Annotated in this window: 10 protein-coding genes; 4 read left to right on the forward strand and 6 right to left on the reverse strand. The window is 68.4% G+C overall.

The features are described 5' to 3' along the window. Positions 1-111 precede the first annotated feature (111 nt). On the forward strand, positions 112-465 hold the full coding sequence (locus NQ204_RS05075) for a helix-turn-helix domain-containing protein (protein ID WP_256643258.1): 354 nt from the start codon (positions 112-114) through the stop codon (positions 463-465). Between the two features lie 18 nt (positions 466-483). Here the strand turns inward: NQ204_RS05075 and ung are convergent, their stop codons facing one another. From ung to rhlB, 5 genes are all read right to left on the reverse strand, one after another. After that, positions 484-1,197, reverse strand: coding sequence for a uracil-DNA glycosylase (gene ung, locus NQ204_RS05080; RefSeq protein WP_256643259.1), 714 nt, complete (start codon positions 1,195-1,197; stop codon positions 484-486). A gap of 10 nt (positions 1,198-1,207) precedes the next feature. After that, positions 1,208-2,050: a response regulator gene (locus NQ204_RS05085; protein ID WP_108770203.1), complete on the reverse strand. Its 843-nt coding sequence runs from the start codon at positions 2,048-2,050 to the stop codon at positions 1,208-1,210. Between the two features lie 7 nt (positions 2,051-2,057). Next, complete coding sequence (gene ftsX, locus NQ204_RS05090) at positions 2,058-3,005, reverse strand: permease-like cell division protein FtsX (protein WP_108770204.1); 948 nt, start codon at positions 3,003-3,005, stop codon at positions 2,058-2,060. 3 nt (positions 3,006-3,008) lie between these two features. Next, positions 3,009-3,695, reverse strand: coding sequence for a cell division ATP-binding protein FtsE (gene ftsE, locus NQ204_RS05095; RefSeq protein WP_079223801.1), 687 nt, complete (start codon positions 3,693-3,695; stop codon positions 3,009-3,011). Between the two features lie 153 nt (positions 3,696-3,848). Next, complete coding sequence (rhlB, locus tag NQ204_RS05100; protein WP_256643260.1) at positions 3,849-5,576, reverse strand: ATP-dependent RNA helicase RhlB; 1,728 nt, start codon at positions 5,574-5,576, stop codon at positions 3,849-3,851. Positions 5,577-6,099: 523 nt separating this feature from the next. Here rhlB and trxA point away from each other — a divergent pair. Together trxA and rho are read left to right on the forward strand one after the other, a co-directional pair. Further along, positions 6,100-6,429, forward strand: coding sequence for a thioredoxin (trxA, locus tag NQ204_RS05105; protein WP_025878607.1), 330 nt, complete (start codon positions 6,100-6,102; stop codon positions 6,427-6,429). A gap of 227 nt (positions 6,430-6,656) precedes the next feature. Next, entirely contained in the window at positions 6,657-8,408 is a 1,752-nt protein-coding gene (rho, locus tag NQ204_RS05110) for a transcription termination factor Rho (protein ID WP_256643261.1), read from the forward strand. Between the two features lie 149 nt (positions 8,409-8,557). Here the strand turns inward: rho and NQ204_RS05115 are convergent, their stop codons facing one another. Next, positions 8,558-11,089 carry a glycoside hydrolase family 3 protein gene (locus NQ204_RS05115; RefSeq protein ID WP_256643262.1) on the reverse strand — a complete coding sequence of 844 codons (2,532 nt, stop codon included), beginning with the start codon at positions 11,087-11,089 and terminating at the stop codon, positions 8,558-8,560. A gap of 341 nt (positions 11,090-11,430) precedes the next feature. Between NQ204_RS05115 and NQ204_RS05120 the strand changes: the two genes are divergently transcribed. Next, positions 11,431-12,438 carry a LacI family DNA-binding transcriptional regulator gene (locus tag NQ204_RS05120; protein WP_116864494.1) on the forward strand — a complete coding sequence of 336 codons (1,008 nt, stop codon included), beginning with the start codon at positions 11,431-11,433 and terminating at the stop codon, positions 12,436-12,438. Positions 12,439-12,582: the final 144 nt, after the last annotated feature.

A 12,582-nucleotide genomic window follows, 5' to 3' on the forward strand; every position in this document is an offset into this window, starting at 1 on the left:
CAGACCTCTTGGAATGCAGACAGGGACAGCAATTCTGTACTCGCAGAAAAAGTATTGCTGTCAGGGAAGCAGCGCTTACCTAACATGGAGAGGGGGTGAAAAATGCAGTCGATGTGCGACAGAATCCGGCGGGCCCGACTAACGGCTGGCCTTTCTCAGACGCAGTTGGCGTTGCATTGCGCGGTCCGCCGCAGCGCCGTAGCCCAGTGGGAACGTGAGGGCGGCACCGTTCCCAGCGTGCAACATCTGTCGAAACTCGCGATTGTGACGCAGGTCCACTTTGAGTGGCTGGCCACCGGTCGTGGCCCCGGGCGTCCCGAGGATGGCGAACTGGTGCCACCGGAAAACGCGGTGGTGGAGGCGGCACGCAGCCCGCAGGAAAACGCGATCCTGACCCTGCTGCGGCGGTTGCCGCCACGCAAGCGCCAGGTCGCCCACGCCATCATCGAAATGCTGACCGAGTAACGCCTCGCCCCCGTGCAGTCAGAGTGCGGCGCGCGGCGGCAGTGACCAGTCGATCGGTGCCTTGCCCTGGCGCTGCAGGTACTCGTTGGCCATCGAAAAGTGGTGGCAGCCGAGGAAGCCGCGGTGCGCCGACAACGGCGAGGGGTGCGGCGACTTCAGCACGCGGTGGCGACGGGTGTCGATCACCTTGCCCTTCTTCTGCGCGTATGCGCCCCAGAGCATGAACACCAGGCCGTCGCGCTCGCGGTTGAGCACGTCCACCACATGGTCGGTGAAACCTTCCCAGCCGCGCCCCTGGTGGGCACCGGCCTGGCCCTCCTCCACGGTCAGCACGGCGTTGAGCAGCAGCACGCCGCGCTGGGCCCAGGGCACCAGGCAACCGTGATCGGGCCGGGCGATGCCGAGGTCGCCTTCGATTTCCTTGTAGATGTTCAGCAGCGACGGCGGCACCGGTACGCCCGGGGCCACCGAGAAGCTCAGGCCATGGGCCTGGCCGCGGCCGTGGTACGGGTCCTGGCCGAGGATCACCACCTTCACCTGCTCGAACGGCGTGGCGTCGAACGCAGCGAAGATCTGCGGGCCCGGCGGGAACACGGCCGCGCCGGCGGCCTTGCGCTGGCGCAGGAAGGCGGACAGCTCGCGCATCTGCGGCTGCAACAGGTAATCACCGACGTGCTGCTTCCAACTCGGTTCCAGCTGGATCGTCGGGGTATCCACTACGTCATCCATCATCGCGCCACTTCTATCGCAACAGGGGTCCATCGTTCAAACGCGCCAGCCGCAGCTGGAACAGTACCTTGGTCACCAGCAGGCGCTCCTCGATCGGCTTGAGCACCAGATCGTTGGCACCGGCCTGCAGCAGCCCGGTCTGGTTGTGCGGGTTGCCATCGCCGGTCATCACCAGCACCGGCAGGCGGCGCTTGCCGTAGCCGAAATCCACGCGCACGCGCTGCACCACGTCGCGGCCGCTCAGCTCACCCTTCAGGGTGACGTCGGTCAGCACCAGGTCGATGCGGTGGCGGCTGCGGCCCAGCGATTCGGCGGTGAGCAGGGTGAAGGCTTCCTCGGCGCTGACCACGTGCAGCACGTTCAGCTGCTGACGCTCGAGCATGCGCTTGGTTGCTTCGGCCACCACCCGGCTGTCCTCGACATACAGGATGGTGGCGCCGGGAATGGTCTGCGGCTGCACGTAGCCGCGGATGAAGGTCGCCAGTGCCTCGTGGCCCAGCGCCTTGTCGAAATAATCGGTGACATACTCGGTGAAGCGGCGCTGTTCCAGGTGCTGCTGCGCATCGCCGGAAACCACGATGACCGGCACGTAGGCCTGGCCGGCGGCTTCGCGCACGCTCTTGGCCAGCGCCAGGCCGTCACCATCGCGCAGGGTCAGCGAGGTGGTCACCAGATCCACCGGACCCTGTGCCAGCACCTGCTGCGCTTCCTCGATGCTGTCGCAGCCGATGACTTCAACGCCCGGCAGGTCACGCTGCAGCACGTCAGCGATCAGCTTGCGCACCAGCTTGGAACCATCGACCACCATCACCCGCGTCGCGGGCCCCTCAAGGTGCTTCAACGCTTGCGGTCGCATGCCAGTCTCAGGTGTCGGTGGGGCGGGTCTGGCGGAGGAAGTGGCCGGTCACCAGCCAGGCACCCAGCCAGCCCAGCAGCAGCGTGCCCAGCAGCACCAGGCTGCCGTGCAGCAGGTCCAGGCCATGCAGCACGAACGGGCTGCCGTAGCTGCGCGACAGATCGGCCAGCGGCGCGCGCAGGGCGGTGCCGGCCACGCCGATCAGGGCCAGCGCGACCGCACCGGCGCCCAGGCCGTACCAGGCGCCCAGGTACAGGAACGGGCGGCGGATGAAGCCATCGCTGGCGCCCAGCAGCTGCAGCACGCCGATTTCCTCGCGGCGGGCCTGGATGTCCAGGCGCACGGTATTGCCCACCACCAGTGCTGCACCGGCGCCAAGCAGCGCGGACAGCACCTGCACCAAGCGCGCACCGAAGGCCAGCCAGGCATCCAGGCGCTGCCGCCACAGGGCATCGTGCTGCACCAGGTCGGCACCGGGCAGGCTTTCCAGCGCGCGCGCCAGGCGCGCGTCATCCTGGCCCTGGCCGGGGGTGACCACCAGCAGCGACGGCAGCGGGTTGTCGTTGAGTGCGTCGATGGCCTCGCCGAGGCCGGCATCGCGCAGTTCCTGCAGGCCCTGTTCGGGCGTGCGCACGGTCACGTTGGCCACGTCCTGGCGGTCGCGCAGCTCGCCGGCCAGGCGCAGCGCACCCGGGCCATCGACGTCGGCCTTCAGGAACACATTGATGTCGCGCGACTGCTGCACGCTGCCGGCGAACTGCTTGAGGTTGTCCAAAGCGATGGACAGGCCCAGCGGCAGGGCCAGCGCCAGCGCCATGACCATCACCGTCAGCAGGGTCGCCCAAGGCTTGCGGCAGGCGCGGCCGAGGCTGAACACCACGCTGTGCGCGTGGTGGTGGAACCAGACGCCCAGGCGCGACGGTGCGGCGGCTTCGCTGTTTTCATTCTTGCCCATGCGTTACTCCGCCAGGTCCTGCGGCGAGATGTCGTCCGCCAGCCGGCCATGGTCGAGGATCAGCACGCGCTTGCGCATGCGGCGCAGCAGCGGCAGGTCATGGCTGACCACCAGCACGCTGGTACCGCGCGAAGGCAGCTCGGCGAACAGGGCCATGATCTCCGCCGCCAGGGTCGGGTCGAGGTTGCCGGTCGGCTCATCGGCCACCAGCAGCTTGGGTTCGCCCACGATCGCGCGGGCGATGCCCACGCGCTGCTGCTCACCGGCCGACAGCTGCGAGGGCAGCGCCTTTTCGCGGTGGCCCAGGCCCATGCGTTCCAGCACCGAGCGCACGCGCTTGGCGATGTCGCCGCGGCGGGTGCCGCGCAGGATCAGCGGCAGGGCCACGTTCTCGGCGATGGAGCGGTCCATCAGCAGGCGGTGGTCCTGGTAGACCGCGCCGACCGCGCGCCGGTGGCGCGGGATGTCACCGCCGCGCACCTTCAGCAGGTTGCGCTCGTCGAACACCACGGCGCCGCGGCTGGGCCGCTCGTCCAGGTGGATCAACTTGAGCAGGGTGCTTTTGCCCGCCCCGGAATGGCCGGTGACGAACAGCATTTCGCCGGGGGCGACCTCGAAGCTGACATCGGTCAGAGCTTCGTGGCCACCGGCGTACTGTTTGCTGACATTGTCGAAGCGCAGGACACTCATGCCACGATTATGCAGGAGCCGCGCGACGGATCGGTAGCGCCGGGCCATGCCTGGCGAAAACCTTCCGGTCCGGTGGGTGCCGACCGCTGGTCGGCACGCCCTTGAAGCCACCCGACCAACGGTCGGGTGCTACCCACTGATCGGCAGCGCCGATCAGCTGCCCGACAGCATCCGGCGGATCTTGCGGCCGATGCGGGTCAGGAACGAATCACCGGTGTCGGCGGCCGTACGCACCGGCTTGGCCACCACCTGCACCGGGGTGACCGGGCTGGCGCCATTGCCGGCGGTGTTCTGCGCGCCCTCGGCACCTTCGACCGGACGGCCGTGGCGACGACGACGACGCTTGCGCGTCTTGTGCTCGCCATCGGCGGCACCTTCCGGCGCGCCTTCGGCACGCGGCGGGCGCGGGGCCTGGGCAGCGGCGCCGTCGGCACCGGCAACCGGCGCGGCAGCAGCCTGTTCGCCTTCCACGCGCGGCTTGCGCGGGCCACGCGGGCGGCGTTCGCCGCTGCGCTCACCGTCGCGACCACCACGGCCACCACGGCCACCACCGCCGCTGCCGGAACGGCCGCCACTGCGGCCACCGCCACGACGCTCTTCCTCGGCGGCGCGGGCTTCGCGCGCTTCGCGGAAGATCTGGCCGACGCTTTCATTGTCGTCGCCTTCCTCGCCTTCGGCCGGGGCCGGGCGTTCCGGGCGCGGCAGCGGGGTCATCAGTTCCTTCGTGACCGGCTCGGACGGAATCTTCTGCTCGATGTACGCCTCGATGTCCGGCAGGCCCATCGCGTAGCGCTCGCAGGCGAAGCTGATCGCATCACCCTCTTCGCCCAGGCGCGCGGTACGGCCGATGCGGTGCACGTAGTCTTCGGCGTCGAACGGCAGGTCGTAGTTGTAGACGTACTTGATGCCGTCGATGTGCAGGCCGCGGGCGGCCACGTCGGTGGCCACCAGGATTTCCAGCTGGCCCTTCTGGAAGCGGTTGAGCAGGCTCTCGCGCTTCTTCTGCGGCACGTCGCCGGACAGCACGCCGACGCGGTAGCCGGCCTTTTCCAGCGAACGCGCCACGCGCTCGACGAACACCTTGGTGTTGACGAAGACCATGGTGCGCGCGCCTTCGCTGCGCGACAGCAGGCCCAGCAGCAGCGGAATCTTCTCGTCATCGGCCGGGAAGTAGATGCGCTGGCGCACGCGCGCGGCAGTGATGGTCTCGGCTTCGACCACCAGCTTCTGCGGCTCGTTCATGTGCTCGTAGGCCAGCTCCAGCACGCGGTGGCTGAGGGTGGCGCTGAACAGCAGGGTCTGGCGGGTGGTGCGCTCCGGCATGCGGCGCAGCAGGAAGCGGATATCCTTGATGAAGCCCAGATCGAACATGCGGTCGGCTTCGTCCAGCACGCAGATCTCGCAGGCGTGGAGCGAGACCACCTTGTGCTGCTTCACGTAGTCGATCAGGCGGCCCGGGGTGGCGATGATGACGTCCACGCCCTGCTGCAGCAGCTCGCGCTGCTTGTCGTAATCAACTCCGCCGTAGACCAGGGCGAAACGCAGGCCCAGATCGGAACCGAACTTCACCGCATCCTTGTGGATCTGGATGGCCAGTTCGCGGGTCGGGGCCAGGATCAGCGCGCGCGGATCTTCCGGCTTGCGGTCGGCCAGCGCCGGACGCGTCAGCAGGCGGTTCACGACAGCAACCAGGAAGGCCAGCGTCTTGCCGGTGCCGGTCTGCGCCTGGCCGGCCACATCGCCGCCGGGCAGCGCGACCGGCAGGGTCAGCGCCTGGATCGGGGTGCAGCGGGTGAATCCGGCTCCTTCAAGACCAGCCTGCAGGGCCGGATGCAGATCGAAGGAGGAAAAGGTCAAATCGGTCAGCGGTTTGTCGCTCATGTGTCCGTCTTGGTATGGCCGCCGGCCCACGGGGCGGCTGGCACTTCAGCGTCTAGGGGAACCGTCGCAAACTGCGTCCCCTGCGGCGGGTTGGCAGGCTGGGACCACCCGGTCCGTGCGCCGCACAATGTCCCAGTTTAACGCACTCGGGCCGGCAAACCGGAACCACCTGTCTCACCGGACCGGGAGACGCCAGGATCCCACCCGCCCTTCACCCAGCCGCACGCCACTTGAACGGCCCCGCCAGGGCCACTGGCCCCGCCCCGGTGCCACCCCCATGTTCTCGAAGACAGTGAAATCCGGCACATACCGGGCTGGGACACGATCACGATACGCTGGGTTCCAGCCAGCAACTGTCCCCGCCGCGCGATAGGGGTACACTGCCGGCCGTGAGCGTCCGGGCATCCCGCCGAACGCACCGCGGCAGACCGCCGCGAGGCAACGACGAGGGTCGCGCCACCGGGCATGGCCCAGTTCACCCACCTCCGGCCTGGCCGGGTGCAATCCAAGACGAGAAACCAAGATGAGCGACAAGGTTGTACACGTCGGCGATGCCGACTTTGATAGCGCCGTGCTGAATTCCAAGGAACCGGTGCTGGTCGATTTCTGGGCCGAGTGGTGTGGCCCCTGCAAGATGATCGCCCCCGCGCTGGACGAACTGGCCGACGCCTACCAGGGCCGCGCCAAGATCGCCAAGGTCAACGTCGACAACAACCGTGCGCTGGCCGCCAAGTACCACGTGCGTTCGATCCCGTACCTGGTCGTCTTCAAGGACGGCGAAAAGGTCGGCGAGCAGATCGGTGCGGTGGGCAAGGCCCAGCTGGCCGGCCTGCTGGACAAGGCCCTGGCCTGATCCTGCTGTTCCACGGCAGCCGCTGACCGCGGCTGCCGCTGGGCGCCCCGCGCCCACATGAATGCAGTTCCCGGTGACCCTTGCACGGCGCCGCTGGCCGATGATAGTGTCGGCATATCCGGCCGCGTTCGCGTGCCGCACCCTCTGGACGCAGTTTCTTCCAGACCCATTCCCAACGTTCGCCGCCCCAGCCGGGCGCTCGCACCTTCAAGCGAGGAATAACGCTCTTGTCCGATAACACTCCCGAAACCGGCAGCGCCGATGCGCCCGCCGAAAAGCGCGTGCGCAAGCCCCGCGTGAGCAAGGCAGCCGCTCCGGCCGCCGCCGAAACCAGCGCTGCCCCCGCGCAGCCGACACTGCCGCTGGCAGCCGCATCCGAAACGCCGGCACCGGCCGCAGCCGCCCCCGCGCCGAGCGCGCCTGCCGCTGAAGCCCCCGCCTCCGGCGGCGGTGAAGGTGGCGAAGGCCGCGAATCCGGCCAGCGCCAGCAGAACCACCAGGGCGGTGGCCAGAACCAGGGCCAGGGCCAGAACAACAACCCCTACAACCAGGGGGGCCAGAACGGCCAGCAGGGCCAGGGCAACCGCCGCGACCGCTTCCGCAACCGCCGCGACCGCGACCGTGGTGGCCGTGGCCGCGATGACGGCATGCCGCAGGACGGCGGCGAGCAGCAGCCCTTGCCGCGCCCGCACGCCAACGTGCCGGAAGGCTTCCCGGTCTACTCGCTGAGCGACCTCAAGCGCATGCCGGCGCAGAAGCTGCTGGAAATCGCCGAGCAGCTGCAGATCTCCGAAGGCGTCGCCCGCGCCCGCAAGCAGGACGTCATCTTCGCCCTGCTGAAGGTGCTGACCCGCCACGGTGACGGCGTCGCCGCCGACGGCGTGCTGGAAATCCTGCCAGACGGCTTCGGCTTCCTGCGCGCGGCCGAGGCCAGCTACCTGGCCGGCCCGGACGACACCTACATCTCGCCCAGCCAGATCCGCCGTTTCAACCTGCGCACCGGCGACCACATCTCCGGCCGCATCCGCTTCCCGAAGGACGGCGAGCGCTACTTCGCACTGAACATCGTCGACACCATCAACGGTGAGCCGATCGAAGCGTCGAAGAACAAGGTGCTGTTCGAGAACCTGACCCCGCTGTTCCCGCGTCGCCGCTTCACCCTGGAGCGCGGCAACGGTTCGTCGGAAGACATCACCGGCCGCATCCTCGACCTGATGGCGCCGCAGGGCAAGGGCCAGCGCTCGCTCATCGTTTCCCAGCCGAAGGCCGGTAAAACGATGATGATGCAGCAGGTGGCCACGGCCATCACCACCAACCACCCGGACGTGCATCTGATCGTGCTGCTGATCGACGAGCGCCCGGAAGAAGTGACCGAAATGCAGCGCACCGTGCGCGGCGAGGTCATCAGCTCGACCTTCGACGAGCCGGCCGCGCGCCACGTGCAGGTGGCCGAAATGGTCATCGAGCGCGCCAAGCGCCTGGTCGAGCACAAGAAGGACGTGGTGATCCTGCTGGACTCCATCACCCGCCTGGCCCGCGCCTACAACAACGTGGTGCCGAGCTCGGGCAAGGTGCTGACCGGTGGTGTGGACGCCAACGCCCTGCACCGCCCGAAGCGCTTCTTCGGTGCCGCGCGCAACGTGGAAGAAGGCGGCAGCCTGACCATCATCGCCACCGCGCTGGTCGACACTGGCTCGAAGATGGACGAGGTGATCTACGAAGAGTTCAAGGGCACCGGCAACAGCGAAGTGCACCTGAGCCGTCGCATCGCTGAAAAGCGCGTGTTCCCGGCCATCGACATCAACCGTTCGGGCACCCGCCGCGAAGACCTGCTGATCGAACCGGAACTGCTGCAGAAGATCTGGATCCTGCGCAAGCTGCTGCATCCGATGGATGAAATGGCCGCGATGGAGTTCCTGCTGGACAAGATGAAGAACACCAAGTCCAACGACGAGTTCTTCGGTTCGATGAAGCGATAAGAGAAAAGCCCCGCACTGCGGGGCTTTTTTTGCCTTCGGGATGGCTCATCCACGCATGGCGTGGGTCTACTGCGTTCGCCGGGCATGGCCCGACGCTACCGGTAGATCCACGCCACGCGTGGATGCTCGCCCGGACGCGCCCCGCCACATCACGGGCAGGCCACCGCGCCCTCGGCGTTGGCCGTGTTGGCGGTCAGCTTGACCTGGGTGAAGGCCGCCGCGAACGGCGTGTCCGCGGTCACCACGAACGGCGCTTCCACCGCGCCCAGGGCCACGTCCTGCTTGGCGAAGCACGCCAGCGGCACGGTCACCGTCTGCTTCTGCCCGGGCGACAGCTTGCCCAGGAGGGGGGCGATGTCCACCCCGCCCTCGCAGCCACTGCCGCACTGCATGGTCACCTTCACCGGCGAGGCCGGGCGCTTCACCAGCTGCACGTCGAACTGCAGCGCACCGTTGCTGCGCGCCAGCGCGCCGAGATTGCGGCGCGAGGTGCTGCGTGCGATCAGCTGTGCCGGGGCCAGCCAGGTCACCTCCTTGGCGTCCTGCTGGGTGTTCACCTGCACGGTGCGCACCTGCACCACCGGCTTGGCGGTGGGCCAGCGCAGGGTGGCGTTGAGGTCGCTGCCAAGCGGCTGGGTCGCACCCGCGGCCGCCACATGCAGCGCGAACGGCGGCGTGTCGGCACGGTTGAAGATCGGCAGCACGGTCACTTCGCCGCAGCTGTCCGGGTCGGCTTCGTCAAGCCTGGCGACCTTGCCGCCCTTGGCGTAGCTCAGGCCATAGCCGAGCGCGAACAGCGACGGCTTCTTCGCATCGGGCTGGTCGATCGGTGCCGGGCACGGCACGCCCGGCCACGGGAAGCTGAGGCGGCCGCGGAAATCATGCACGGGCTTGCCACCCTTGCCGGCCACCAGCACGTCGGTCACGCCCTTGCCTTCGGTGCCCGGCAGCCAGGCGGCCACGAACGCGCTGGACAGATTGAGCAGGTCGTTGGTGTACATCGGGCGGCCGGACATATAGACCGTGACCACCGGCTTGCCGGTCGCAGCGGCGGCGTTCAGCGCGGCCAGGTCCTGCGGGTAGGCACGGCTGTGGCTCACGGTGTCCGAGGCGAGGATGTCACCGTTGGTTTCCGCATACGGGGTCTCGCCGATCACCGCCAGCACCACGTCGAACGCCTTCGGGTCGATGCCCTGGCCATCGGCGCTGAAGCTGACCTTGTCCGCGCCGAGTTCGGCGCGCAGCGCGCCCAGCACCGAATCGGCGTTGGGGAAATCGGCGTTCTTGTTCTCGGTGCCCTGCCAGGTCAGCGACCAGCCACCGGACTGGTCACCGATGTTGTCGGCACCCTTGCCGACCACCAGCACGCGCGCGTCGCGGCGCAGCGGCAGCACCTTGTTGTCGTTCTTCAGCAGCACCAGCGATTCGCGCACTGCACGGCGCGCCAGCTCGCGGTGCTGCACAGCGGTGGCATCGCCGGCATAACGGCTGTCGGACGGCTTGTGCTCGAACAGGCCGGCGCGCAGCTTCACCCTCAGAATGCGCGTCACCGCATCATCGATACGCGCCATCGGGATCTCACCCTTCTGCACCTGCGCGGTGGTGTTGTCGATGAACGCCTTCCAGTCGTCGGGCACCATCACCATGTCGATGCCGGCGTTGATGGCCTGCGCGCAGCTGTCGTTGCGGCAGCCGGGCACCTGGGCGATGCCGTTCCAGTCGGAGACGACGAAGCCGTCGAAGCCCATCTTGTCCTTCAGTGCGTCGGTCAGCAGCGCCTTGCTGCCATGCATCTTGCCGTAGTCGACGCCGGCGGCACGATCGTTCCAGCTGTTGAAAGAGGCCATCACCGTCTGCGCGCCTTCGGCCAGCGCGCCGTAGTAGCCCTGCGCATGCACGTTGATCATCGTCGCCTTGTCGACCAGCGCCTCGCCCTGGTCGCGGCCGCTGTCGGTGGCGCCATCGCCAAGGTAGTGCTTGGCGGTGGTGACCACGTTGCCGTCATCCTTGAAAGCACCCTGCGCGCCCTTGACGTAGGCATGGGCGAAGCTGCGGATCACCGCCGGGTCGGACGAATAGCTTTCGTAGGTGCGGCCCCAGCGCGGGTCGTGGGCCACGGCCAGGGTGGGTGCGAACACCCAGCCGATGCCGGTGGCGCGCACCGAACGCGCGGTGGCCTCGCCGATGCGCTCGATCAGCTCCGGATCACCGGCCGCGCCCAGGCCGATGTTGTGCGGGAACAGGGTGGCGCCCAGCACGTTGTTGTGGCCATGCACGGCATCGGTGCCCCAGATCACCGGCACCGGCGCCTTCGCGTCGGTGGCCAGCGAGGCGGCATGGTAGGCGTCCGCCAGCTTCAGCCAGTCCTGCACGCTGGCGTGCTTGTCCATGCCCGGCCACGAGCCGCCGCCGTTGAGCACCGAACCGACGTAGTAGCGGCGCACCTGCTCGGGCGTAATCGTCTTGATCTCGGCCTGGGTCATCTGCCCGATCTTCTGCGCCAGCGTCATCTGCGAAAGAATCTGCCGCGCGCGGCTTTCGATCTGCGCGTCGGTGGGGATCGCGCTGTGCACGCGCGGCCAGTCCTGCAGGCGTTCAGCGCTGGCCGGTGCGGCGCCGACGGGCGCGGCAAGGGCGGCCAGCAGGCAGCTGGCAAGAAGGGTCTGGGTGGGGCGATTCACTGGGCTCTACCTCCGTGGATGAAGTTCCTGGCGCGCGTGACTGCGACCGCACGCCGGCATGGTCGCTTGCGCACCGCTCCTGACAGCGCTGTCATATAAGGCGACCCCGCTGCTGTCAATCGTTGTACGCGGGCAACGTGCCGGCCGTCCCGCAACCACGGGGCCTGGCGCATCATCGACACGCCAGCGCAGTGCGTGGGTGCTGCATCGCGACACGAAATCGGGACGTGCCAGCGCCCCTCATGACGTGGCAACATCCGCCTGCTTCGGCAACACCGACCGGGCCAGCACGCACTACCATCGCCGCGTGCCCGCCGCCTTCCAGGAGGAACCATCGCACCATGCGCAGTCGAATCGAGGATGTCGCCGCCGTTGCAGGGGTTTCGATCAAGACCGTGTCGCGCGTGCTCAACCACGAGCCGAACGTGCGCGAGCAGACCCGCGAACGCGTGCTGGCGGCAGTGGCACGGCTGGGCTACAAGCCCAACCTGTCGGCGCGCAGCCTGGCCGGGCAGCGCTCGTATGCACTGGCCCTGGTCTACAACAATCCCTCGCGCAACTACCTGATGGAGATCCAGAGCGGCATGCTGGAGGCCTGCCATGCACAGCACTACAACCTGATCCTGGGCCCGGTCGGCACCGGCCGCCGCACCCTGCCCGACCTGGCCGCGCTGTTCGAGAATTCGCGCCCGGACGGCGTGGTACTGATCCCGCCGCTGACCGACGACGAGGTGGTGCTGTCGTACCTGGAAGAACAGGACATCCCCTTCGCCTGCATCGCGCCACGCCACCCGGAAGGCCGCATCGGCGTGCGCATGGATGAAACCACCGCCGTGGTCGAACTGATCGGCCACCTCGTCGCGCAGGGACATCGCCGCATCGGCCACATCAAGGGCCCGCGCGCGCACGGTGCCTGCCAGTGGCGCCACGCCGGTTACCGCCAGGCGCTGCGCGAGGCGGGCATCGCCTACGACCCGGAACTGGTGGTCAGCGGCCAGTTCTCGTTCGAGTCCGGCGTTGACGCCGCCAACACCCTGCTTGACCTGGATGACCCGCCGACGGCGATCTTCGCCGCCAACGACGACATGGCGGCCGCGGTGTACCGCGTGGCGGGCGAGCGTGGCCTGCGCGTGCCGCGCGACCTTTCGGTGTGCGGCTTCGACGACACGCCGATCGCCGGCCACATCTATCCGGCGCTGACCACGGTGCGCCAGCCGACCGCGCACATGGGCCGGCTGGCGACCGAGCAGCTGATCGAGCACATCCGCGCCGAGACGGCCGGGCGCATGATCACCGTCGAGCACGCGGTGCTGGATCGCGAATCGACCGCCGCACCACGCCGGCGCTGACGCTCCCTGCCGCAGCGGACCTACGCGTCCGTTGCGGTCTTCCTCGCATCCAGGCGCACGCGGGCGGCCGCCGCTTCGCCGTACGCGATGAAGCGTCTGTGCGTGCCCAGCACCGTACACGCGTTGTCCGCGGGCGGTCGTTGC

Origin of the sequence: Stenotrophomonas testudinis (genome assembly GCF_024499815.1) — a bacterium.
GTDB lineage: Bacteria > Pseudomonadota > Gammaproteobacteria > Xanthomonadales > Xanthomonadaceae > Stenotrophomonas.

Excerpts from the sequence above, each read along its gene's own strand:
- ftsE (WP_079223801.1), bottom strand. The coding sequence starts at position 3,695 with ATGAGTGTCCTGCGCTTCGACAATGTCAGCAAACAGTACGCCGGTGGC.
- ftsX (WP_108770204.1), bottom strand. The coding sequence starts at position 3,005 with ATGGGCAAGAATGAAAACAGCGAAGCCGCCGCACCGTCGCGCCTGGGC.
- rhlB (WP_256643260.1), bottom strand. The coding sequence starts at position 5,576 with ATGAGCGACAAACCGCTGACCGATTTGACCTTTTCCTCCTTCGATCTG.
- ung (WP_256643259.1), bottom strand. The coding sequence starts at position 1,197 with ATGATGGATGACGTAGTGGATACCCCGACGATCCAGCTGGAACCGAGT.
- NQ204_RS05120 (WP_116864494.1), top strand. The coding sequence starts at position 11,431 with ATGCGCAGTCGAATCGAGGATGTCGCCGCCGTTGCAGGGGTTTCGATC.
- trxA (WP_025878607.1), top strand. The coding sequence starts at position 6,100 with ATGAGCGACAAGGTTGTACACGTCGGCGATGCCGACTTTGATAGCGCC.
- NQ204_RS05075 (WP_256643258.1), top strand. The coding sequence starts at position 112 with ATGTGCGACAGAATCCGGCGGGCCCGACTAACGGCTGGCCTTTCTCAG.
- NQ204_RS05085 (WP_108770203.1), bottom strand. The coding sequence starts at position 2,050 with ATGCGACCGCAAGCGTTGAAGCACCTTGAGGGGCCCGCGACGCGGGTG.